This window comes from Pontibacter vulgaris (assembly GCF_022758145.1).
In the GTDB taxonomy this organism is placed as follows: Bacteria; Bacteroidota; Bacteroidia; order Cytophagales; family Hymenobacteraceae; genus Pontibacter; species Pontibacter vulgaris.
In genome coordinates this window covers 152,100-175,939 of record NZ_JAJVDH010000003.1, presented here as the reverse complement: position 1 = coordinate 175,939, position 23,840 = coordinate 152,100, and the positions used below count along the sequence as shown (strand labels likewise).

The following is a 23,840-nucleotide window of genomic DNA, read 5'->3' as shown; positions in this document are numbered from 1 at the left end:
TTATACTTTGTTTTGAAGTATGATCAATGATTCCGGTTGTAAAGTCAGTGTCTGTTGCGCTTCCGAAGAAGTATAATTCCCTTTTTCAGAGCCGCCCCATTTCGCATCAGCAGAATTCAAAAGTATACGCCAGTTTCTGTTATCATCCATGGTTATACTTTGTGGTTGCTTACTGATGTTAAAAAGGCAGCGCAGTTTAGGGCTGGAGCCGGTATGGGTAAGGTATAATACTGTTTCTGAATCGTTAAAATATACTTCGAGCTGCTCTTTGCCGGGGTTTATAAGTATAGTTTTGCGGAGCTGGATGAGCGTTTTGTAATACTCACGTAACTGATTCTGCTTTTCGTTTTGTTTATAGCTGTGCTGTAGCCTGGAGTGTTTGAATGTTTTTTCTGATTGCGGATCCGGTGCTTCGCCTTGCCAGGCAAAGGCAGCAAACTCTTCTTTTCGCCCTTTACGCACGGCTTCTACCAGATCTTTGTCAGTATGGCTCACGAAAAATAGGAACGGGTTCTCTTCGCCGTATTCTTCGCCCATAAACAGCATCGGGGTGTAAGGCGAAAGTATAACCAGGCCGGCTATTACTTTCAGCATCTCAAAGGAAACGAGTTTTGTAAGGCGTTCGCCCAGCATGCGGTTACCTACCTGGTCGTGGTTCTGGGAGCAAACTACAAATTGCCTGGCCGGGTTAGCTGTGGCATCGCTGCCAATGGTGCGTTTCCGGTATTCAGAATAAATGCCATTGTAGATAAAGGAATGTTTCAGGGTTTTAACCAGGTGTTCGGGCTTCCCGAAATCAGCATAGTAGCCATCTTTTTCGCCGGTTACTAAGGTATGAATAGCGTGGTGAAAATCATCCATCCATTGTGCTGCCAACCCGTAGCCACCTTCCGAAACCGGGTTAATGAGGCGCACATCATTCAGGTCTGTTTCGGCAATCAAAGTATAGTATCTGCCTGTTTGTTCCTCCAACTGGTTTACATGTTCCTGCAGTTCCTGCAGAAAATGTTTTGCACCGGTATCAAGTATGGCATGCACGGCATCCAGGCGAAGGGCATCTATATGATAATCGCGCAGCCACATCAGCGCATTCTGGAAAAAGAAATTACGCACATGATCGGAGTGGGCATCGTCGAAGTTTAAAGCAGCGCCCCAGGGCGTATTATACTTGGAAGTAAAGTATGGGCCATAATCGTTCAGGTAATTTCCTTCGGGACCCATGTGGTTGTATACAACATCCAGTACAACGGCTAAGCCAGCATTGTGGCAGGCGTCAACAAGCTTTTTCAGGCCATCCGGGCCACCGTAAGACCCCTGCACGGCAAAAGGGTAAATGCCATCATAGCCCCAATTGCGATTACCCGGAAACTGCGCTACCGGCATTAACTCTATGGCTGTTATGCCGAGGTCTTTTAACTCCGGTAGTTTCTTAATGATGCCTGCAAAAGTGCCTTCTTCGGAAAAAGTGCCCACATGGAGTTCGTAAATAATCAGTTGCTCCAGCGGCAGGTTTTTCCAGTTATGGTCGGTCCAGCTAAATGCAAAATGGTCTATTACTTCTGATGCCTTATGTACGCCCTCAGGCTGTGATAGGGAAGCAGGGTCTGGCCGTTGCAGTTCATTATTCAACCTGAAAAAGTAGCGCGAGCCCGGCCCGGCTTTTTCTGAAAGGCCTGTCCAGTAGCCGTAGGCCTCACGCTGTAGTGCTAATACTTCTTTTTCAGGGGCTTGCAGTACAACTTCTACTGAAGTGGCCCTGGGGGCCCAAACGGTAAAAACAGTGCCTTTATCTGCTGAAAAACTTGCTCCAATCTCTCTAATAATTCCCATTTCGGACAACGTTAATGCCTAGCAGAATTACTGCGTACTCAGGATTTAAGTTTTATTTTTTTGATTAAGATCATGCATAAATACAACAAGTATGGCAGGCGTGGTTAAAAGTGAAGTATAGTATAAACGGTATTTTTTCGAGCATATATAGGTCGAAACATATTTTGACCTGACGTAGTAACTACAAGAATCTAAAGCTGGAACTATCATACATGGAAACACTGGAAGGAACAAAACGAGTAGTTATCGAGAATGTAAAACCTCAGCTAAACTGCGGGCAGTACCCGATAAAGCGTGTAGTAGGAGAGGAGGTGCGGGTAACGGCAGACATTTTCGGTGATGGTCACGATGAGGTCAGGGCGATGTTGCTGTACCGCCACGCCAAGCAAAAGAAATGGCAGGAAGTGCCCATGAAGTTTCTGGGCAACGACCACTGGCAGGCTTCCTTTGCTCCTGACAGCATGGGCCGCTACGTTTATACTTTGCAAGGCTGGATAGACCATTTCTGCACCTGGCAAAAAGGGCTTACCAAAAAGTATGAAGCCAACCAGGATATTAGTGTTGAGTTGCAGATTGGTGCCCAGTTCTTGGAAGCGAGCGCCAGCACAGCAAAAACAGGGCAAAGTAAAAGGCTGAAGAAATGGGCAGAACAGTTACGTTACTATGGCTCTGCTGCAGAAGCCGTGGAGCTGGCCACCAGCAAAGAACTAACCGAGCTGATGAATGCCTGCAGCGAACACCGGAATGCTACTACTTATTCGAAAATACTGGAAGTAGATGTAGAGCGGCAGAAAGCTCTGTTCAGTACCTGGTATGAGTTTTTCCCACGTTCGGCAGCGCAGGAAGCGGGCCGGCATGGCAACTTTAAGGATTGTGCCCGCCTTTTGCCCCGCATTGCCGAAATGGGTTTCGATACGATTTACTTACCGCCCATTCACCCGATAGGCCATAGTTTCCGGAAAGGCAAGAACAACTCTGTAACTTCAGAACCCGGCGAACCGGGCTCTCCCTGGGCAATTGGTGCAGAATCCGGTGGCCATACAAGTATACTGCCCGAACTGGGCACCCTCGACGATTTCAGGCAGTTTGTGCTCGAAGCACGCGAGCATGGCATTGAAGTAGCGCTTGATTTTGCCATCCAGTGCTCCCCCGATCATCCGTATGTAAAAGAACACCCGCAATGGTTTAAATGGCGGCCTGATGGCACTGTGCAGTATGCTGAGAATCCACCTAAAAAATACCAGGATGTATTGCCCGTAAACTTTGAAACCGAAGACTGGCAGAACCTGTGGCAGGAGCTTAAAAATATATTGCTGCACTGGATAGCGCAGGGTGTCTACATTTTCAGGGTGGATAACCCGCACACCAAACCGTTTGCATTCTGGGAGTGGGTTATACATGTGATCAGGCACCAGCACCCGCAGGTTATTTTCCTGGCCGAAGCCTTTACGCGCCCGCGCATTATGGAGCGCCTGGGCAAGATCGGGTTTACGCAATCTTATACTTACTTTACCTGGCGCAATACGGCCGAGGAAATGCGGGAGTACCTGACTGAACTCACCAGATCAGATATGCGCGATTATTACCGCCCTAACTTCTGGCCCAACACACCCGATATACTTCCGGAATCCTTACAACACGGCGGCGAAGCTGCCCACATCACACGGGTAATTATGGCGGCTACCTTGTCTTCAAACTATGGTTTGTATGGCCCGGTTTATGAATTTGGCATAAACGAGCCGGTTCCGGGCAAAGAAGAATACTATGACTCGGAGAAGTATGAAGTAAAACACTGGGACTGGGGCAAACTGACCAAGATACGCGAAGTGATCACGCTCATTAATAAGATACGAAAAGTAAACCCGGCGCTGCAAACCACCTGGAACATTCATTTTGCCGATACCGACAACCCGCAACTGTTGTGTTATGCCAAATGGGATGATGCCCGCACCAACAAAATGCTGATGGTAGTAAACATGGATGCCCACCACACGCAGTCCGGCTGGGTAAAAGTACCACTACGTGAGCTTAATATCCCGAACGAGCAACAATACATAGTACACGACCTGCTTACCGAACGCAAGTATACCTGGACAAATGAATGGAATTACGTGGAGTTGCGCCCGCACGAAATGCCGGTGCACGTATTCCGGATCGAAGCCGGCGAACCGGGCATGGGCCATCAGAATTTAGACGATACCTGGCTTGCACAGGGAAAGGGATCAAACGAATAATTTCCTATCACAAACCTATATGTCAGAAAAGAACACCGTGTTAGACGACAACATACATTGGTATAAAGATGCCATTATTTATGAATTGCACATCAAAGCTTTCCAGGATGGTAACGGCGATGGCATAGGCGATTTTAAAGGCCTGATGCAAAAACTGGACTACCTCGAAGATCTGGGTGTTACGGCCATCTGGTTGCTGCCATTTTACCCTTCGCCATTAAAAGACGATGGCTATGATATTGCCGATTACTACAGCATTAACCCAAGCTACGGCAACATGCAGGATTTTAAGCTGTTTGTGAAGGAGGCGCACCGGCGCGGGCTAAAAGTAATTACAGAGCTTGTTATCAACCATACCTCCGACCAGCACCCATGGTTTCAGCGTGCACGGCGTGCCAAAAAAGGCTCCAAGTACCGCGATTACTATGTATGGAGCGACGACCCGAACAAGTATAACGAGGTACGCATCATCTTCACAGACTACGAACCATCTAACTGGACCTGGGACCCTGTAGCCGGCCAGTATTACTGGCACCGTTTCTTCCACCACCAGCCAGACCTGAACTACGATAACCCCGAAGTACAGAAAGAGGTGTTTAAGATGCTGGATTACTGGTTTGATATGGGTGTGGATGGATTCCGTCTGGATGCTGTGCCATACTTGTTCGAGCGGGATGGTACCAACTGCGAAAACCTGCCGGAAACCCACGATTTCCTGAAAAAACTGCGGGCACACGTTGATCAGAAGTATAGCGGCAAATTGCTGCTGGCAGAAGCAAATATGTGGCCCGAAGATTCTGCCTCATACTTTGGAAACGGCGACGAATGCCACATGAACTATCACTTCCCGATAATGCCGCGCCTGTTTATGTCGGTAAAAATGGAAGACCGATACCCGATCATCGATATTTTTGACCAGACACCTGAAATTCCGGAAACAAGCCAGTGGGCCATGTTCCTGCGCAACCACGACGAGCTGACCCTGGAAATGGTAACCGACGAGGAGCGTGATTACATGTATAAAGTATACGCCAGCGATCCGCTTGCCAAAATTAACCTGGGTATTCGCCACCGCCTGGCGCCGCTGCTGGGCAACGACCGTGGTAAAATAGAGCTCATGAACGTGCTGCTTTTCTCGATGCGCGGCACGCCGGTAGTATATTATGGCGATGAAATAGGAATGGGCGATAACTATTACCTCGGCGACCGTGACGGCGTGCGCACGCCCATGCAATGGAACGACAACCGTAATGCAGGTTTCTCTACCGCCAATCCTCAGAAATTATACTTGCCTGTTATCATCGACCCGGAGTATAAGTATGAATCGGTGAACGTAGAAACACAGCAGCACAACTCCAACTCGCTTCTCTGGTGGATGCGCCGCACTATTAATATGCGCAAGCGCTACAAAGCTTTTGGCCGTGGCACCATTCGTTTTCTGAACCCTGCAAACTCTAAAGTGCTGGCCTTTATCCGTTCTTATGAAGAAGAGAATATACTTGTAATTGCAAACCTTTCCAGGTTTCCGGAAGCGGTAGAGCTTGACCTGCCTGAGTTTAAAGGTTATGTGCCGGTGGAGGTATTCAGCAAAAATAAATTCCCGCTTATAAAAGATGACTGTTACCTGTTTACCATGGGTGCTTATGGTTATTATTGGTTTGAATTACAGCCACAGGAAGCCGGCATCAGCACAGGCCAGGATCTTACAAAAGTAACATTGCAGCTACCCTCGCTGCGTAACCCGCTTGAGGTTAAAATACTGAAGGCACTGGAATCGAAAGTGCTGCCGCCTTTTATTCTGAACAAGCGCTGGTTTGGTGGCAAAGCACGCCGTATCCAACGCATGCAGATCATTAACAGCACCCCGATGCATGTAGGTGAAAATGGTGCGGCTTTGCTGTTTATAGAAGTTCATTACAACGAAGGTTTACCCGAACTTTATCAGTTGGCAATAGCTTTCGCCACCGGTGACGAGGAACAAAACCTACTGACTACACAGCCAGGCAGTGTAATAGCCCGTGTTTCCGTTAATGGCATGGAAGGTATATTATATGATGCCCTTTATTCAGAAGAGTTCCGGCAATTGCTGTTACAGATGATGGCAAAACGCCGAAGTATAAAAGCAGATGGGGCAGAGCTGGTGGGCTACGGTACCAGAAGTATAAATGCAATGCTGAAAGAGGCAGAACTGCCGGTAAGCTCCAGGATTCTGGGAGCGGAGCAGAGCAATACATCAATACTTTACAACAACCTGTTTTTTCTGAAAGTATACCGCAAACTCGACCGCACCCTGAACCCGGATGTGGAAATTGTGCAGGCACTCACGAATAAAACCGATTTCCAGAATGTGCCCCGCTTTCTGGGTGCTATCGAACATGTAGAGCATGGCTGCCCGCCTATGGTACTGGTAATGTTGCAGGAACTGGTGCCCAACCAGGGCGATGCCTGGGTATACCTTGAAAACTCGCTTAAGCGATTCCTGGAACGATTGCAGACCAGCCATGAACAAGTTCGCGTGAAAGAGCCTGTAGGCTCACTGTCGAGGCCGGTAGCTTTTGCAGATATGCCCGAAGAAGTACAAATGCAGTTAGGCGGCGCTTATGTAGAAAGGGTGGAACTGCTGGGCCTTCGAACAGCAGAAATGCACCTGGCCTTGGCTTCAATGCCTCAGGAAAAAGATTTTGCTCCGGAAGATTTTTCGCTGCATTACCAGCGTTCGCTTTTTTCTTCGCTTACTTCGCTTGTCCGTAAAAATTTCGATAGCCTCCGAAAACATCTTCCAAAATTGCCGGACGATGTGCGTGCCGAAGCGGAAGAAGTACTGCAGATGCGGACCGAAATTCTGGAACTGTTAAAAAGAGTTTTCTCCCGGAAAATAGATACACTTAAGATACGCAGCCACGGCGATTACCACTTGGGGCAGGTGCTCTTTACCGGCAAAGATTTCATGATCATTGATTTTGAAGGAGAACCGGCACGCCCGTTCAGCGAAAGGCGCCTGAAGCGCTCACCGTTACGCGATGTGGCAGGTATGATCCGCTCATTCCATTATGCTGCCTATAATGCTTTGTTTCAGCAAGAAAACCTGCGAAAAGAAGATGCCGACTACCTAGAGCAGTGGGCAGAGCAATGGTACCATTATGCCAGCGGTTTCTTTATGCACGCTTACCTGGATAAGGCACACGGAACAGGTGTTATACCAGCAAAGGAAGAAGATTTTGAAGTGCTGATTGAGACCTTCCTGCTTGAGAAAGCGATCTATGAACTAGGGTATGAATTGAATAATCGTCCGGATTGGGTATTGATCCCGATCAGGGGCATTAAGTATATCATGAGGAAGTATGGCAATGGCTAAAAAGAAGGAAAGTATAAGACCGGAAGCTGAGACAGGCGGAATAGGGCAGGAAGCTGCTAACCAACCAACGCCAAAACGCGGAAGACCTAAAAAGACCGATGCGCCACTGGCAGAAATGGGTATGCCCCTTGCTTCTGAACCTCTTACTGACGAAAGTATAAGCACAGCAATTGCTGCAAAACCAGCTGGCCGCGGAAAAGCGAAAAAAGCTGCTAGTGCAGATTTGCCGCCACAACCTGTCTTGCCTTTACAACCTGTGAAAAGAGGTAAAAAAGATAAGGTAGTATCGCCAGTAGCTCCAGGTATAACTACACCCAAAAGCCGGGGAAAAAGGGCTACACCACCTTCGGAACAAATACAAAGTATAAGCTCGTCAGAACTCGGTCAGGCTGTTTACTACAACATCAGCCGCTTTACCGAGTTCGATATTTACCTTTTCAGAGAAGGCAAGCATTATACTTTGTATGATAAGCTGGGCTCGCACCCGATGGCGCATGCCGGAACCACAGGAACTTACTTTGCCGTTTGGGCGCCAAATGCCGAGCAGGTTTCCGTAATGGGCGACTTTAACAGCTGGGACCGCGAAAGCCATCAACTGCGGGCCAGAGAAGATCATTCGGGTATTTGGGAAGGTTTTATACCTGCTGTAGGAGCTGGTATGTTATACAAATATCATATCCGGTCGCGCTATAACTTTTACCATGTAGAGAAGAGCGATCCGTTTGCTTTTGCTCGCGAAGCGCCGCCCCAAACTGCTTCTGTTATCTGCGACCTGCACCATACCTGGCACGACGATGCCTGGTTGCAACGCCGCAAAACACAGGCCAGCCAACCGCAACCTTTTGCTGTTTACGAAATGCACATAGGCTCCTGGCGACGCAAAGCTGAAGATAACAACCGGCCGCTTACTTACCGTGAACTTGCCGCAGAATTACCTGCCTACTTAAAGGAAATGGGCTTTACGCATGTAGAGTTTATGCCTGTCATGTTTCATCCGTTCAATGGTTCGTGGGGTTACCAGATCACGGGCTACTTTGCCGCTGCCAGCCAGTTTGGTTCGCCACAAGATCTGATGAATCTGATAGATGTACTGCACCAGGAAGGCATCGGTGTTATACTTGATTGGGTGCCCTCTCATTTTCCATCGGATCAGCATGGCTTGGTATACTTTGACGGCACGCATTTGTATGAGCACGATGATCCCCGCAAAGGTTTTCACCCCGACTGGAACAGTTACATTTTCAACTATGGCCGCAACGAGGTAAAATCCTTCCTGATCAGTAACGCGCTTTTCTGGTTGGATAAATACCATGCAGATGGCCTGCGCGTTGATGCTGTGGCTTCGATGCTATACCTGGATTATTCGCGCAAACACGGCGAATGGATTCCGAACGAATACGGTGGGCGCGAGAACTTGGAGGCGATTACTTTCATTAAAGAATTTAACGAGGCCGTTCACAACCGGTATCCGGATGTGCAAACTATAGCCGAAGAATCTACGGCCTGGCCGGCTGTTACAGGCACTTTGGAACATGGCGGCTTAGGCTTTAATATGAAGTGGATGATGGGGTGGATGCACGACTCGCTGCGTTATTTTTCTACCGATTCTATTTACCGCAAATACCACCAGGGCGACATCACGTTCAGTATCATTTATGCTTTTTCTGAGCGTTTTATGCTACCACTTTCCCACGACGAGGTAGTGCACGGCAAAGGCTCGCTTATAGGTAAAATGCCGGGCGATGAGTGGCAGCGATTTGCCAACCTGCGTACGCTTTATGCTTATATGTATGCGCATCCGGGAGCCAAGCTTTTGTTTATGGGTGGTGAGATTGCCCAAAGCAGCGAGTGGAACCACGATAGTAGTTTAGACTGGCACTTGCTGCAGTATGATTTTCATTCGGGAGTAAAAGAATTGGTTCGTGAGCTAAACCACATCTACCAGCAGGAAACAAGCCTGTATACTTATAATTTTGACGGCCGGGGATTTGAATGGGTTGATTTTGAAGATTCCCATAACAGCGTTATCAGCTTTTTAAGGAAAGGCAGTACACCGGATGACCATTTACTGGTGGTTTGTAACCTGACACCTGTAGTACACGACCATTACCGGTTGGGTGTGCCGGAAGAGGGCCATTGGCTGCAAATCTTGAACACGGATGATGCCCGTTTCGGAGGTAGTAATGTACAGAATACTGCGCCTTTGCAATCTGTTCCGGAACCTTACCATGGCCGTGCATTCTCACTAGAGCTTCGGTTGCCGCCTTTGGCAGTCGTATACTTAAAGTATAAACCTGCTCAGGTTTCTAAAGTATAAATGTTTTTTGAAAGTATAACCCCAACGCTTTTACTTTCAAAGCAAAGGCGTTGGGGTTCTTAATATCTGCTTTATTCACTGTCAATCTAAGCCCGCTTGAGATCGAAAAGAGCTAGTGTAGCTGATAGAAATCTGAGTTTTATAGTTGCTGCCTTTGCGTTTATTTCTTTTGTCATTACGAGTGTTAGCGAGAAATCTGGTGTAGTATAGTTGCAGTTTATACTTGCTTGCACTTAGCTATACTTCCAATTTAGTTGTTGCCCTCAGTCTTACTTGCCATTCGTTTCAATTTATACTTTGGTTCCCTCAGGCCGGGCGGCCTCGTTTTCCTATTCGGCGCTGTGTTCCCTTCTTTTGCTCCTGACGTCGCAATGCCTTACGGCACCAGAATCTCACAAGGCGCCTCACAGAAAAACTGATATCTTTCCCATAGCCACAGCAGTTCTATAAGTTGAAAGGATAAGCTTCGAACTTAATCCTGATTGTATTTCCGTATGGACATGTCGTGACCTGTCCGCTCTCAAAGACTGCAATTATAGAATTATAACTTTTAACTATAGCATCAACCTAATTCCCTCCTCGGAGGGGGTGGGGTAAGTTTATACTTTAACTCATTAACTCTCATACTTCTGCAGAGGGTTTCCTGTAAATTCAGTGCGTGTTTTTGGCAACGATTCAGGATAATTTTTCTGTATAAATGTTATCAGCTTTTCGCGTACGTGGCAACGCAGGTCCCAGGCGATACTGGAGTTATCGGCACTCATTAAAGCACGTAGCTGTAAAGAGTTTGCCTGGGAGTCTGTTAAGTCGAGGCCCGCTACTTTTCCGTCCCATAGATGGGTGGCAGCCAGCACCCGCATGAGCTCTTTGCGAAGTTCATCAATAGGCATGGTATAATCTGTGTAAAGGTATACGGTAGCCAGTATGTCGGCACTGCTTCGAGTCCAGTTCTGGAAAGGTTTTTCGATAAAGTAGTTGAGCGGAAGTATGAGCCGGCGCTGGTCCCAGATGCGCAATACCACATACGTAAGTGTGATTTCTTCTACCCGGCCAAACTCGTTTTCGACTACCAGTACATCATCTATGCGAATGGGCTGCGAAAATGCTATCTGCAAGCCAGCCAGTAGGTTAGCCAATGAGCGCTGTGCTGCAAATCCTAAAACTACACCTGCAATACCCGCCGATGTAAGCAAGCCTGTGCCCAGCGTTCGCACCGGCTCAAAACTGAAAAGTATAAAAGCTACTGTAAGAAAAGCTATCAGTGCAATGGTGATCTTTTTAATGAACTGTAGCTGGGTAAAAAGTCTGCGCTCCCGTATGTTATCGGGTTTGGATATCTGGTATTTGTGCCGCAGCATATCCTGCACTACATAGGTTACTTTTATCAGCATCCAGCCAAATACAGCTATGTTCATTATTTCCAGGAAACGGCGGAAAAACAACCGTTGCTCCATATTAAAAGGCGTGAGCGCCAGCGTAAAAGCTGCAAATAACAATGGAAGAAATACTTTTACAGGAGCACCCAGGTGGTTTGATATAGATTTGGTTAACTGAGGCGATTCGCGCTTGTTGTATAAGTCCAGCAGCTTAAAAAAAACAAATGCCAGCACCAAGCCAACAAAAGCTCCGATTACAAGCTGCATTATACCAATCATCAGGTTATCAAAACTGCCGAAAAATATGTCTGCTAACTTCATAAAAATCAATTGTTATACTTCCTGAAAGCCTGCACGCATGTATAAACTTTCAGGAATGTTACTCTGATATGAAGGGATAGGTTCGGAAGTAAGGCAGTAGAAATCTAACTCGGATGCAGCTTTAACTTTATTTTAAAAGTGTTATGTCATGATAACGTGTATCTATTTAATGCCGTATGCAAACTATATCTTTTTAAAAGCGCTAATCAAATCTTATGAGTGACCTTAGCACCCAAAGGCTGCTTTAAAGTTGTGTGAGCACAATCTGAATTAATACATGGCAAAACTGATCATTGTATCAAACAGACTTCCGATTAAATTACAGGAAAAGGAGGGTGAATTAGTTTACCAGACCAGCGAAGGCGGCTTAGCTACCGGTTTGGGCTCTATCTATAAAGAAGGCAATAACCTCTGGATAGGATGGCCCGGTTTGGTGATAGAAGAGCAGCATAAACAGCAAAAAATAATACACGATCTGCAGTCTGAAAATATGTACCCGGTTTTCCTGACCGAAACCGAAATCAAAGAATTTTATGAGGGTTTCAGTAACGAGACCTTATGGCCCACCTTCCATTATTTCAGCCAGTATGCCATATACGAACAGCAGCTCTGGGAAACGTATATGGCTGTCAATCAAAAGTATTGTGATGAAATTGTGGCGCAGGCCGAGCCCGAAGATACGATCTGGGTACACGATTATCAGTTGCTGTTGCTGCCAAGTATGTTGCGCGAGCGGCTGCCAAACAGTACAATAGGTTTCTTTCAGCATATTCCGTTTCCGTCTTACGAGGTATTCCGTTTATTGCCGTGGCGTAAAGAAATTTTGGAAGGTATGCTTGGTTCCGATCTTATCGGCTTCCATACCTACGACGACATGCGCCACTTTCTCAGTTCGGTTAACCGGATTATCGGGCACGGCAGTATGCATGGCTGGATAAATACAGGTACCAGGTCGCTGCTTGTAGATTCTTTCCCGATGGGCATTGATTATGATAAGTATGCCGCTGTGGCTGCCTCCGAAGAAGTAAAGAGGCGGCAAGCTATTTACCAGGCTAACCTTAATTCCCAGAAAATCATACTATCTATAGACCGGCTTGATTATTCTAAAGGTATTCCGCAGCGCCTACTGGCTTTCGAGCTTTTTTTAGAGAAGTATCCCGAGTTCCTGGAAAAGGTAACACTGGTAATGCTGGTAGTGCCTTCGCGCGATGCCGTAGGCAAGTATAAAGAGCTGAAAGAAGAAGTAGACGAACTGGTTGGCCGCATAAACGGAAAGTATAGCAACATCAACTGGAACCCGATTCAATATTTTTACCGCTCTTACCCGCTCGAAACGCTTTCGGCTTTTTACCGCATGGCCGATGTTGCTTTGGTAACGCCAATGCGCGATGGTATGAACCTGGTTTGCAAAGAGTTTGTAGCCAGTAAATTAGATAAGAGGGGTGTGCTTATACTTAGCGAAATGGCCGGTGCATCAAAAGAGCTTTCGGAGGCTTTACTCATAAACCCCAACGACATAAACCAGCTGGTTGATGCCATCCATAAAGCTTTGATCATGCCTGAAGAAGAGCAGGAACAGCACATGGTACTGATGCAGGAATCCCTGAGACGTTATAATATACACCACTGGGTAAGTATGTTCATGGATCGCCTGTCTTATGTAAAGATCAAGCAGCTTTCGCTGGCAACCAGCTACCTCGACGAGGCTACTTTCCACGAAATGAGCGACGCTTACGAAACCGCCAGCACACGCCTGTTCTTTCTGGAGTATGATGGAGCACTTGTGAAGTATAGTTCTAAACCGGACATGGCCCGGCCCGATGCTGAGCTGATAGAGTTATTGAGCCGCCTGAACAGCGACCCAAAAAACAAAGTGGTAGTAGTAAGCAGCCGCGAAAAAGATAATATGCAGGAGTGGCTTGGACATGTTCCTGTGGATTTGGTAGCGGAGCATGGCGTCTGGATAAAGCAGAACAGTACCGGTTGGCAAACCATGATGAGCCTGATGGATGACTGGAAAAGCGATATAAAACTAATCCTGGACCTGTATGTAGACCGCACGCCTGGTTCTTTTATTGAAGAAAAAGAATACTCTTTGGTTTGGCATTACCGACGCGTTGAAACCGGACTTGGCGAGCTACGCGCCCGCGAACTGGTAAGCCACCTGAATTTCCTGGCTAGCAATAGTAACCTGCAGGTATTGGATGGGCAAATGGCGGTAGAAGTTAAAGCACAGGAAGTAAGCAAAGGCAGGGCTACAGCGCATTGGCTGAACCAATATCCGCACGAGTTTATAGTTGCCATTGGCGACGACTGGGGCGATGAAGATATTTTTAAAGCCATGCCGCGCGACGCTTATACTATAAAAGTAGGTAACTCATATTCGGTGGCCAAGTACCACGTAGATTCCTGCGGAGAGGTACGGAGCTTATTATCGCGGTTACTGCAGCTAAAAGCATCGGAGCAACCACAGGAAATGAGCTAAAATTACTTCAACAAAAAAGCCTCTCTGATTTTATTTCAGGGAGGCTTTTTTGTTTACTTAGAAGTATGAGCCAGATTAAAACAAGCGCCCATTCGGGGTTTCATCCGTATTATTTTTGCTGGTATCGCAGTTCTCCTCATTGAAAACCTGGTTAATGGCATTTTCGGCATTGCGCAGTTTCTCTTTGCAAAGCTTAATAAGCTGCGATGAGCGCTGCACTTTCTGCGTAAGTTCGTCTACATCTACGGCATCGTTTTCGATGGCGCGCAGAATTTCCTCGAGCTCCTGGGTGGCCTCGCGGTAGGTCATGTTATGTATGTCTTTCGTTGTCATTTTCATCTATGTTTACGACCATGCTATGAAGGGTGCCTGTTTGTAGTCTGGTTTCTATCACGTCGCCGGTTTTAACCTGGCTGGCGCTTTTAATTATCTTTCCGTTTAATAAAGTTAAGGTATAACCGCGCAGCAATAATTTTTCAGGGTCATTGGCTTTTATACTTAGGTCAAGCAGGTTCAGCTTATGATTTTCGGCCTGTAGTTTATGCTGGGTTTTATACTTTACCTGCTCGTTATACTTTGCAAACTGAAGCTGGTTAGTCTTCAAATCTTCTTTGGCCTCGGTTTCGAGGCAATGCACCTGGTGGTTTAGCTCGTGCTCCTTCATGTGCAGGTAACGCTGGCTTTTGCCTTCCACGCAAACAGCCAGTTCACTTAAATTACGCTCACGCAGGTGCAGCAGATCTTTGGTAGTAGCTTTTATACTTTGTTCCAGCATACCGGAATGGTGCTTTTGCTCATCGAGGTAAGATTTCGGCTTTAGTAACAAAGACCGCGATAATTGCTCCAGCTTCTGGTTGTTTCCATGCAGGTACTCGGTGGTAAGGTTAGACAAACGCAAACTATGGCGCTCCAGCCTGTCGCCGGTTAGTTTTAATTGCTGAGCGGCAAACATCCTGATGCTGGAGTATAAGCTTTCTGATTCTTCCTCAGCATCCCGGCAGGTATCTATAATAAAGTTGGCTACTGCTGTTGGTGTCTTTAATCGGGTGTGCGCTACCAGGTCTGCTATACTTTCGTCGCGCTCGTGGCCGATGCCGGTAAGTACAGGCAAAGGCGAGTTACCAATAGCTGCCGCAACACTGTAATCATCAAAGCAACCCAGGTCCGTTTGCGAGCCTCCGCCGCGTATAATTACACAGGCATCAAACTGCTCGGCATATTTGGCAATCAGATCCATGGCTTTGCGAATAGAAGCCGGAGCCTCATTGCCCTGCACAATTGCCGGAAACAGCCTTGTACTGAAAGTATAGCCGTAAGCGTTGTGCTGCAACTGATGTATAAAATCCTGGTAACCAGCTGCCGAAGCCGATGAAACTATGGCCAGCCGTTGTGGCACCAGTGGCAGTTCTAGTTCTTTATTGGCTGTGAGCAGGCCTTCCGTTTCCAGGCGTTTCAGGGTTTCCTGCCTTTGGCGGGCCAGGTCGCCTATAGTATAATTGGGGTCAATGTTTACGATGTCGAGGCTCAGGCCATACAGTTCATGGAATCGAACGTTTGCCTGCATCAGCACCTTTAAACCTGCCTTTAGTGGCTGCCCGGTTTTATCTTCAAAATAGCGTCCCAACATCTGGTAACGGGTGCTCCAGATAGTTGCCCGAGCCTGTGCCAAGATCTGCCCGCGCGGATCATCGCCTTTATCAACCAAAGTCAGGTAACAATGGCCTTTGCGCCTGTCCGGGCTAACCTGGGCCAGTTCAGCCACCACCCAATAGCTCTCCGGAAATGCCACTTCCAGCTCCTCCCGAATCTGCTGGTGCAGCTCGAAGAGCGACAAAGGAGCTTCAAACTCCTCAAAAGTGGTTTGCCGGAAAAGGAACTGGGCCATGTAGTAGCAATGGAAAAATTATAGAAGCAGCCGGTTTTGCATACTTCAGCATTCGAATATAAGTGATTGTAACCGTAGCACAAAAAGAAGGACTGTAGCTTTTTAAGTAAATAAGTATAGCTTTTTAGTTATATATCAGAGGATGAAGGAGAAGTGTTAAGTATAGAACCGCTCGTATACCTGCTGCCTGATCAATTTTGCTATTTTTAAAAAAGCCTGTTGAGTTGGTATATGTGGCTGTGCCATCAGGTATAAAGGCACATGTTTTTCGCCTGGTCTGTAAGGAGGTTGCTGGTAATCGAATTCAGGATGAAGTATAAAACCGAGCTTTTCATAAAAATTAATACGTTTCTGATCAGTTTCATCCTCGGGGCGCTCCACTTCCAGTACTATCTGGTGTTGGGTTTGCTGCAGTAACCAACGCATTATTTTCGTACCTGCTCCTTTGCAGCGGTATTCGGGATTTATGGCCAGGTGCTCGAGATAAAGTATATTTTCAAGTTCCCAATGTATGCTTAAACCTATCACGTTCTTCTCTGCCATCACCACATGCAAATGCATCGCCGGCTCGTGTAGTATTGTCAGAAGATCATCAAAATTACGACGTTCCTTTACCGGAAAAGCATTCTCATAAAGCTCCCTCAATTGTTGCAGCTGACTGAAATGCCGATCTTTTATAAGTACAAGCTTCATTTCCATACACGTATAATTGCTTCAGCTAAGGCTGCTTTATACCTGCTTTTAACTCAGAGAGCACTTTCATCACATCTTCCTGCCATTGGAGTTTCTCCAGTATAACGGGCGGCGCAGCGCGCTCCAGGCAATCCAGGGCAGGGCAGCGTTCGCAGGTCTGGTTAACATACCGGTGCAGAATAGCAGGGTCGTTCAGGAATTTTACTTTGCGGCGCAGGTCCTCATTTATCAGCAAGCCTATACTTACAGTTCCGTTAAGCTGATCGGCAGGTTGTGCCAGGGCAAATACCAGGTACTCGTTTGTTGTATTAATGTAGGAAGAGCGCTGTATGCCAATTATGGGCTGCTCCAGGTTTCCTGCCTGCTTATGGCGTTCTACTTCCTCAAAAAGGGTGAGCGAGATCCAGCGGCGACAATAGTGCTCATTCATCAGCGAGGCATGTGGGTTGTGCAAACCCGCTAAGTGCAGCTCTTTTGTTAGCGAGAAGTAGTCCGGCTCCGGCCCATGCTGAAAACGTAAAAAGAAAAGCTGCTTGATGTTAAAGAACCGTGGCAAAAGCGAGGTAAGCCGGTGTAGCAGTGTTTCGGGCGAAGTGTTATACTTTATAAGTATATCCTGTAAAAGGGAAGGGTTCCAGGTTGGGCTGTTAAAAAAGGTTTGGAGGTCCTGTACGAGCAAATCGCGGTTAAGGAGCAGGGCGCCGGCAAAGTACGATGCTTTAAAATTGTTGAGCACTTCCTCAAAGGAGCCCACCCTAACCCAGGTAGTAGTATAAGGCCGCACTTTTAATTGCATGTACTGAAAGCCCAGTTCGCGTGCCAGCGCAAAGGCCTGTTGAGGTGCAGTAAGGTTGGGATTTAGCAGCAAGCGTGGCGTAGCGCCGGGTATAAAAACAGAGCGCAGGCTTGCCAATTCCGGATAACTGGCAATTGTTTCTGTTTCAATAATTATGTTAAATTCGGTTTGAAGCAGTTGTGCAAGTTGCTCGTGAGTAGGGAAGGTATTCTGGGCCAGGTTATACTTCTCTGTAAAACGCTCTGCTTCTAATTCCAACTCTTCAAAGTAATTGTCGTGCAGTTCCTGGTAAGATCGTAAGGCAGAAAAGTAGAATTGTTCTACACTCAGGTCAAAGGCTCTCGACATTTCCAGTAAGGTATTTACGAAAGCGCTGAGTTTGGCAGGAGCAGTAGCAAACAGGTCCAGCAAGCGGCTTATATCCAAGCCAAAATGTTCTAATGGCAAATCAGACAGAATGTTCGACTGCAGCAATTCACCAACGGGTTGCAGGCGCTTCGAGAGTTGCAGTGAAACAAGATAATCATAGTTTACACCCAGGGCATCAGCTATAATGGCTATTTTACTTGGCTTGGGATGCTTTTTACCTTTCTCGATCTCATTTAAATAAGATACAGAAATATCAGTGGCCATTGCAAGGTCTGTAAGCGAAATCCCTTTTTCGTTTCGCAACTCCTTGATTTTCAATCCAAGTATAAGCCGGATCACATCTTCCTGTAGCCTCATTTAAGTTTCTTTTCTGCTAATTTAATGAATAAATAAGAAGTAGCGACATTTAAAGAAATAACATAAAAATAATTATTAGCGAAAATTCGCTAAAAATAAATAATTCGCGTATAGATGTAAAAGTATAAAATTTACCAAGTATAACAATATTATTTTAAGGCCATGATCATAGAAAGCACTGTGGAAGTAAAAGGCAAATTAAGCAAAGGCTTTGAAGAAATTCTGACACCAGATGCACTGGAGTTTCTGGAGATGCTCCATACTAAATTTAACAACAGGCGCGAGGAGTTACTACTGGCACGAACGGAAAGGCAGAAACGAATTGATGCCGGCGAGCTTCCAGACTTTTTAGAAGAAACTGCACACATCAGGCAAAGCGACTGGAAAGTAGAAAGTATACCACAAGACCTACAGCTACGTCGGGTAGAAATTACGGGTCCTGTAGACCGCAAAATGGTGATCAATGCGCTGAATTCTGGTGCTAACGTGTTCATGGCTGATTTTGAAGATGCAACCTCCCCAACCTGGGAAAACCTGCTGGAAGGGCAACTGAACCTGCGCGATGCTATCAGAAGGGATATCGATTTTACGGTGCAGAACGGGAAAACCTATCGGCTGAATGAAAAAGTGGCTGTGCTGCTGGTCCGGCCCCGGGGCTGGCACCTGACCGAAAAACACCTGACCATTGGCGGAAAGCCCGTTTCTGCTTCATTGTTTGACTTTGGTTTATACTTCTTTCATAATGCAAAAGAACTTATAGCGCGCCAAACCGGGCCATACTTTTACCTGCCTAAGCTGGAAAGCCACCTGGAGGCACGTCTCTGGAACGATGTGTTTGTAGCAGCCCAGGAAGCACTAGGTATTCCGGTAGGGACTATTAAAGTTACCGTTCTGATCGAAACCATACTTGCTGCTTTTGAAATGGACGAGATCATGTATGAGTTGCGCGAGCATATTGTAGGGCTTAATGCCGGCCGCTGGGATTATATTTTCAGTGCTATCAAGAAATTCCGCAACCATAAGGATAGAGTTTTCCCTGACCGGACAGCTGTTACCATGCAGGTACCTTTTATGAAAGCATATACCGATCTGCTGGTGAAAACCTGCCACAAACGCGGGGCACATGCAATGGGGGGGATGGCTGCCTTTATACCTAACCGCCACGATCCGGCCATTAATAAAACCGCTTTTGAGAAAGTAGCAGCCGATAAAGCCTTTGAAGCCAGGAATGGTTTTGACGGAACCTGGGTAGCGCACCCGGACCTCGTAAAAGTGGCCAAAGCTGCCTTTGATGAAGTGCTGGGCGATAAGCCCCACCAGAAAGAGGTGCTGCGCGATGATGTGGATGTTAAAGCTGCTGATCTGCTTAATTTCAGAATGGATGGTGCAAGTATAACAGAAGCCGGCTTACGCCTGAATATCAACGTGGGCATTATGTACCTGGGTAACTGGCTTTGCGGAACTGGCGCTGCGGCCATCCATAACTTAATGGAAGATGCCGCCACTGCCGAAATCTCTCGCGCGCAGGTATGGCAATGGCTGCACCACGATCATACTAAAACCGCCGACGGACAGGAAATTACAGAAGCACGTGTGCTGCAGCTTATTAAAGAAGAAACAGAGCATATTAAAGAAGAAGTAGGGTTGGCCAGATTCAAGAACTGCCACTTCGAACGTGCTTCCCAGTTGTTTTCTGAACTTGTTCTGAGCAAGTGTTTTGTAGAGTTTCTGACATTACCAGCCTACAAGTATATCGACTGATTTCAATTATCTCAAACAAAAATAAAGTATACTGCCATGAACAAGAAGGAGAGAATCAACGAGATCGAAAAAGACTGGATCGAGAATCCACGCTGGGAAGGTATCCGGAGAACGTACAGTGCCGAAGAAGTTGTAAAGCTGCAGGGTTCTGTAAAAATTGAGTATACGTTGGCTAAAAAAGGGGCGGAGCGGTTATGGCGGTTACTACATTCGGAGTCTTATGTGGCTGGTCTGGGTGCTCTTACCGGTAACCAGGCCGTGCAGGAAGTACAGGCCGGCCTGAACGCTATTTACCTGAGTGGCTGGCAGGTAGCAGCCGATGCAAACCTGGCCGGGCATATGTATCCTGATCAGAGTTTATACCCTGCTGATAGTGTGCCAGCTGTGGTTAAAAAGATAAACAACGCACTGCTGCGTGCCGACCAGATACAGTCTGTAAGCGGAGAAGGAAACATAGACTGGATGGTACCTATTGTTGCCGATGCAGAAGCCGGATTTGGCGGTAACCTGAATGCTTTTGAACTGATGAAGATGATGATAGAAGCCGGGGCTGCCGGCGTGCATTTCGAAGATCAGTTATCATCAGCTAAAAAGTGCGGCCACCTGGGAGGTAAAGTGTTAGTACCAACACAGGAAGCCATTAATAAACTTGTAGCTGCCCGCCTGGCTACAGATGTGATGGGTGTATCAACCCTGGTAGTTGCCCGTACCGATGCCGATGCAGCCAACCTGATCACCAGCGACATCGATCCGCGCGATCATGAATTTATACTTGAAGGGGAGCGCACTTGCGAAGGCTTCTACAAAGTACGGAATGGTATTGAGCAAGGTATAGCACGTGGCTTAGCCTACGCGCCTTACGCCGACCTGATCTGGATGGAGACTTCTAACCCGGATATAGCCTATGCCAGACAGTTTGCAGAAGCCATACATGCCGAGTATCCGGGTAAGTTGCTGGCTTATAACTGCTCTCCTTCTTTTAACTGGGCTGCTAAACTTTCAGTAGAAGAAATGGAAACGTTCCGGGAAGAATTAGCGGCCATGGGATACAAGTTCCAGTTTATTACACTGGCAGGTTTCCATGCACTGAATACAAGTATGTTTGAGTTAGCCAAAGCGTATAAAGAGCGTGGTATGGCCGGTTATTCTGAGCTGCAAGAGCGCGAGTTTGCACTTGTTAAAGATGGCTTTAAAGCTGTAAAACACCAGTCTTTTGTGGGTACCGGCTATTTCGATGCCGTACAGAATACAGTTACTGCCGGCGCTACTTCAACTGCTGCATTGGTTGGCTCTACCGAAGAAGAACAGTTTCATTAGGAGTGAATAAAACTGAAAGCAACAGCCGCTGCAGTAATGCAGCGGCTGTTGTGTTTTATACTTTCTGCAAAAGTAAAGTTAGTATTCTTGGTATTTCGCTTCTGTCATCATTATCGAAATGCTCCTCTATAGCAGTAAGTGTAAGCCCGTGGTTTTTAGCAGCCCGTGTAAAGTCTGATACATGATGGTTATAGCACTCTACTACATGCAGACCTTGTTCGGTTTCGAATCGTGCTTTCGATCCTGCGTATTGCTTAAAAGGATGAAGTTCGCCAATGTATATATGCCCGCCGGGTTTTAATACATCAGCGGCTTTCTGAAGTATAGGTTCCAGGTTTTCGATGTGCTCCAGAACAAGGCTGAAAGTTACCAGATCGTATTGATGGTGAATAAAATCCCAGTCAGTTGTAATATCGGCATGTATGAACTCAACATTACCAGATCTGATCTTGCTCTTTGCTTTGGCCAGCATTTCTTCCGAGAGGTCTATGGCTGTTAGCTGTTTTGCCTTCTGAATAAGCCATTCGGTGTTTTTGCCCGTTCCGCAGCCGATTTCGAGGCAGGTTTCGAAAGGTATACTTCCCAGGGTTGTCCGAAGCGCTTCGCCTTCCAGATCTCTTGTTTTGTTATGGTTGGTGTCGTATTGCGAAGCCCAGGTATTATATGCTTGTCTGATATTCATGGGTACTGGTAAGTATAAGCGGCCTGAAGTTGGCCGTTAAGCTGCCTGCAATACTATAAAAAAACGAAGTATAAATAAACTGTTGCGTCGCAACCGATTTACACTTCGCCAGGCTTAGGTTCGTGCTGTTTAATGTATCACCCTGAGTATGGGTTCATCTAATTTTATACCTGTTTCATGATCGATAGTGAAATAGCCAACTTCGCTGGGGCCGTAGCCAAGATTTAATTCAACCACCTGATTAGGCCCGGGCAGCATATTTACAACTTCCTGGCGCAGGTTTTTATACTTTTCCAGCAGGTCCGATAGCTTTTGTTCTTTTTCGGTAAGGGTATTATTCTGGCTACCGGTTTTCAGGGCTTGTTCCATGTCGCTTTTATCCGGGTCATAATTGGGAGTTATACTTTGAAGCGATAGCAGTTCAACTTCCAGCAACCTGATGTCACGTTCCGTATCCAGGTATTCCTTCACTTTCAGCTCCAGTGGTACCAGCGACTCATCCAAATATTTTACAAGGTTTTCCATAGTTCAAGTGTAAAGTGAGTATTGTTAAGTATACGCAGCACAATGCAAAACTTTGCACTTCAACTATAGTTACCGTCAGCTATAGGTAAATTTGCTTTTATATGTGTGAGAGGTCTGCTACAGCCACTTGAAAACCTTGCGCAGCATGGGCAGCCTGCCTTTGTAAGGTGGGTAACGCAAGGGCAGGTCGAGCCAGGTGCCGCGCTTCAGAATGCTTTTCTGATTCGAAAAAACATCAAAGCTCGACTGGCCATGGTAACTGCCAATGCCGCTGCCGCCCACACCACCAAATGGCAGGTTAGGGTTGGCCAGGTGCGAGAGGGTATCGTTTATACAGCCTCCACCAAAACTGGTATGTTGTAACACCTGCTCCTGTTGCTCTTTGTTAGACGAGAAAAAGTATAAAGCCAGCGGTTTCTCATGCGAATTCACCATTCGGATGGCATCTTCTATTTCCCGGAAAGTAAGCACAGGCAGCAGCGGGCCAAAAATTTCTTCCTGCATAACCGGGTGTTCCCAGCTAACCCGATCCAGAACAGTTGGGGCAACGTAGTTTTCTGCCGCGTTAGTTGCGCCACCTACCCGGATGCTGCTGTTTCCGAGCATACTTTTCAGGCGCTGAAAATGCCTGCCGTTTATGATGCGGGCAAAATCAGGGCTTGTGGCAGGTTCCTGGCCGTAAAACTGTGTGATATAGTGGCCAAGCAGTTGTATGAGCTCTTCTTTAACTTCTTCCTGCACCAGCAGGTAATCCGGAGCTACGCAGGTTTGCCCGGCATTCAGAAACTTGCCCCAAACAATGCGGCGCGCGGTCAGGTCCAGGTCGGCATCAGCGGCAACAATAGCGGGGCTTTTACCTCCAAGCTCGAGTGTTACCGGGGTCAGGTGCTCTGCGGCGGCTTTCATAACTATACGCCCAACATGCGTGCTTCCGGTAAAAAAGATGGTGTCAAAGCGCTGGGCAAGTAATTGTTGTGTAGTTTCCGGGCCGCCCTCCACTGCTGCAATATATGCCTCATCAAAAGTCTTCCTGATTATTTTCGAAATGACGGCCGATGTGTTTACGGTTAATTCAGACGGTTTTATGATGGCACAATTTCCTGCTGCAATAGCTCCGATGAGTGGGTTAAATACCAGTTGGAAAGGATAATTCCAGGGGCCGATGATCAGGGCAATGCCATAAGGCTCGGAGTAAATATAGCTTTTGGCCGGAAAGTTAACCAGGGTTTCCTTCACGCGCTTCGGTTTAACCCAGTTTCCGATTTTGTTAAGTACAAGCCGAATTTCCTGCTCAATAAAACCAACTTCGGTTACAAAAGACTCTAATTCAGGTTTTCTGAAATCGGCATAAAGGGCATCAAAAATTTCCTGTTCGTGTTGGCTTATCGCTTGTTGTAGTTTGCGCAGCTGGGCCTTTCTGAAATCGAGCGATAAGGTTTGCCCAGTTGAGAAAAAGGCACGTTGTTTCTGCAGCAACTCAACTATAGGTTGTTGCATCCTGGTATCTGGGGAGGCGGGTGATAATGTTGTTTTCATA

Annotated in this window: 15 protein-coding genes; 6 read left to right on the top strand and 9 right to left on the bottom strand. The window is 46.8% G+C overall.

Annotation, left to right across the window (positions count from 1 at the left end; all coding sequences use genetic code 11):
• Positions 1-1,830, bottom strand: coding sequence for a malto-oligosyltrehalose trehalohydrolase (gene treZ / locus LWP20_RS06125; RefSeq protein WP_242927244.1), 1,830 nt, complete (start codon positions 1,828-1,830; stop codon positions 1-3).
• Positions 1,831-2,042: 212 nt separating this feature from the next.
• Here treZ and LWP20_RS06120 point away from each other — a divergent pair, with 212 nt between their 5' ends.
• The 3 genes from LWP20_RS06120 to glgB are packed head-to-tail and all read left to right on the top strand — an operon-like array spanning position 2,043 to position 9,736.
• Positions 2,043-4,064 carry an alpha-1,4-glucan--maltose-1-phosphate maltosyltransferase gene (locus LWP20_RS06120; RefSeq protein ID WP_242927243.1) on the top strand — a complete coding sequence of 674 codons (2,022 nt, stop codon included), beginning with the start codon at positions 2,043-2,045 and terminating at the stop codon, positions 4,062-4,064.
• 19 nt (positions 4,065-4,083) lie between these two features.
• Positions 4,084-7,419: a maltose alpha-D-glucosyltransferase gene (gene treS, locus LWP20_RS06115; protein ID WP_242927242.1), complete on the top strand. Its 3,336-nt coding sequence runs from the start codon at positions 4,084-4,086 to the stop codon at positions 7,417-7,419.
• Positions 7,412-9,736 (top strand): 1,4-alpha-glucan branching protein GlgB, encoded by a 2,325-nt coding sequence (gene glgB / locus LWP20_RS06110; protein ID WP_242927241.1) that lies wholly within the window; start codon positions 7,412-7,414, stop codon positions 9,734-9,736. Before treS ends, glgB begins: the two co-directional genes overlap by 8 nt.
• 614 nt (positions 9,737-10,350) lie before the next feature.
• Here the strand turns inward: glgB and LWP20_RS06105 are convergent.
• Positions 10,351-11,433 carry a mechanosensitive ion channel family protein gene (locus tag LWP20_RS06105; protein ID WP_242927240.1) on the bottom strand — a complete coding sequence of 361 codons (1,083 nt, stop codon included), beginning with the start codon at positions 11,431-11,433 and terminating at the stop codon, positions 10,351-10,353.
• A gap of 277 nt (positions 11,434-11,710) precedes the next feature.
• Here LWP20_RS06105 and LWP20_RS06100 point away from each other — a divergent pair, with 277 nt between their 5' ends.
• On the top strand, positions 11,711-13,918 hold the full coding sequence (locus tag LWP20_RS06100; protein ID WP_242927239.1) for a bifunctional alpha,alpha-trehalose-phosphate synthase (UDP-forming)/trehalose-phosphatase: 2,208 nt from the start codon (positions 11,711-11,713) through the stop codon (positions 13,916-13,918).
• Between the two features lie 75 nt (positions 13,919-13,993).
• Here the strand turns inward: LWP20_RS06100 and xseB are convergent, their stop codons facing one another.
• The 4 genes from xseB to LWP20_RS06080 all read right to left on the bottom strand — a co-directional run bounded on the left by xseB (position 13,994) and on the right by LWP20_RS06080 (position 18,018).
• On the bottom strand, positions 13,994-14,251 hold the full coding sequence (xseB, locus tag LWP20_RS06095) for an exodeoxyribonuclease VII small subunit (protein ID WP_242927238.1): 258 nt from the start codon (positions 14,249-14,251) through the stop codon (positions 13,994-13,996).
• Complete coding sequence (gene xseA / locus LWP20_RS06090; RefSeq protein WP_242927237.1) at positions 14,229-15,803, bottom strand: exodeoxyribonuclease VII large subunit; 1,575 nt, start codon at positions 15,801-15,803, stop codon at positions 14,229-14,231. The genes xseB and xseA overlap by 23 nt, the downstream gene beginning before the upstream one ends.
• Before the next feature lie 156 nt (positions 15,804-15,959).
• Positions 15,960-16,496 (bottom strand): GNAT family N-acetyltransferase, encoded by a 537-nt coding sequence (locus LWP20_RS06085; protein ID WP_242927236.1) that lies wholly within the window; start codon positions 16,494-16,496, stop codon positions 15,960-15,962.
• Positions 16,497-16,521: 25 nt separating this feature from the next.
• Entirely contained in the window at positions 16,522-18,018 is a 1,497-nt protein-coding gene (locus tag LWP20_RS06080) for a helix-turn-helix domain-containing protein (RefSeq protein WP_242927235.1), read from the bottom strand.
• Between the two features lie 162 nt (positions 18,019-18,180).
• On the opposite strand from LWP20_RS06080, the gene aceB reads away from it, so the two are divergent.
• Together aceB and aceA are read left to right on the top strand one after the other, a co-directional pair.
• Positions 18,181-19,779, top strand: a complete 1,599-nt coding sequence (aceB, locus tag LWP20_RS06075; protein WP_242927234.1) for a malate synthase A — start codon at positions 18,181-18,183, stop codon at positions 19,777-19,779.
• Between the two features lie 36 nt (positions 19,780-19,815).
• The gene (gene aceA, locus LWP20_RS06070; protein WP_242927233.1) at positions 19,816-21,096 is read left to right on the top strand and encodes an isocitrate lyase; all 1,281 of its coding nucleotides are present in this window, start codon (positions 19,816-19,818) and stop codon (positions 21,094-21,096) included.
• Positions 21,097-21,151: 55 nt separating this feature from the next.
• Here aceA and LWP20_RS06065 read toward each other — a convergent pair whose 3' ends face one another.
• The 3 genes from LWP20_RS06065 to LWP20_RS06055 all read right to left on the bottom strand — a co-directional run bounded on the left by LWP20_RS06065 (position 21,152) and on the right by LWP20_RS06055 (position 23,839).
• Positions 21,152-21,778, bottom strand: a complete 627-nt coding sequence (locus tag LWP20_RS06065; protein WP_242927232.1) for a class I SAM-dependent methyltransferase — start codon at positions 21,776-21,778, stop codon at positions 21,152-21,154.
• A 129-nt stretch (positions 21,779-21,907) separates the two neighbouring features.
• Positions 21,908-22,303, bottom strand: coding sequence for a hypothetical protein (locus LWP20_RS06060; RefSeq protein ID WP_242927231.1), 396 nt, complete (start codon positions 22,301-22,303; stop codon positions 21,908-21,910).
• Positions 22,304-22,420: 117 nt separating this feature from the next.
• On the bottom strand, positions 22,421-23,839 hold the full coding sequence (locus LWP20_RS06055; RefSeq protein ID WP_242927230.1) for an aldehyde dehydrogenase: 1,419 nt from the start codon (positions 23,837-23,839) through the stop codon (positions 22,421-22,423).
• Position 23,840: the final 1 nt, after the last annotated feature.

What these genes read in the sequence shown, in the direction of transcription:
- treZ (WP_242927244.1), bottom strand. Translation starts at nt 1,830, where the DNA reads ATGGGAATTATTAGAGAGATTGGAGCAAGTTTTTCAGCAGATAAAGGC.
- LWP20_RS06120 (WP_242927243.1), top strand. Translation starts at nt 2,043, where the DNA reads ATGGAAACACTGGAAGGAACAAAACGAGTAGTTATCGAGAATGTAAAA.
- treS (WP_242927242.1), top strand. Translation starts at nt 4,084, where the DNA reads ATGTCAGAAAAGAACACCGTGTTAGACGACAACATACATTGGTATAAA.
- glgB (WP_242927241.1), top strand. Translation starts at nt 7,412, where the DNA reads ATGGCTAAAAAGAAGGAAAGTATAAGACCGGAAGCTGAGACAGGCGGA.
- LWP20_RS06105 (WP_242927240.1), bottom strand. Translation starts at nt 11,433, where the DNA reads ATGAAGTTAGCAGACATATTTTTCGGCAGTTTTGATAACCTGATGATT.
- LWP20_RS06100 (WP_242927239.1), top strand. Translation starts at nt 11,711, where the DNA reads ATGGCAAAACTGATCATTGTATCAAACAGACTTCCGATTAAATTACAG.
- xseB (WP_242927238.1), bottom strand. Translation starts at nt 14,251, where the DNA reads ATGACAACGAAAGACATACATAACATGACCTACCGCGAGGCCACCCAG.
- xseA (WP_242927237.1), bottom strand. Translation starts at nt 15,803, where the DNA reads ATGGCCCAGTTCCTTTTCCGGCAAACCACTTTTGAGGAGTTTGAAGCT.
- LWP20_RS06085 (WP_242927236.1), bottom strand. Translation starts at nt 16,496, where the DNA reads ATGAAGCTTGTACTTATAAAAGATCGGCATTTCAGTCAGCTGCAACAA.
- LWP20_RS06080 (WP_242927235.1), bottom strand. Translation starts at nt 18,018, where the DNA reads ATGAGGCTACAGGAAGATGTGATCCGGCTTATACTTGGATTGAAAATC.
- aceB (WP_242927234.1), top strand. Translation starts at nt 18,181, where the DNA reads ATGATCATAGAAAGCACTGTGGAAGTAAAAGGCAAATTAAGCAAAGGC.
- aceA (WP_242927233.1), top strand. Translation starts at nt 19,816, where the DNA reads ATGAACAAGAAGGAGAGAATCAACGAGATCGAAAAAGACTGGATCGAG.
- LWP20_RS06065 (WP_242927232.1), bottom strand. Translation starts at nt 21,778, where the DNA reads ATGAATATCAGACAAGCATATAATACCTGGGCTTCGCAATACGACACC.
- LWP20_RS06060 (WP_242927231.1), bottom strand. Translation starts at nt 22,303, where the DNA reads ATGGAAAACCTTGTAAAATATTTGGATGAGTCGCTGGTACCACTGGAG.
- LWP20_RS06055 (WP_242927230.1), bottom strand. Translation starts at nt 23,839, where the DNA reads ATGAAAACAACATTATCACCCGCCTCCCCAGATACCAGGATGCAACAA.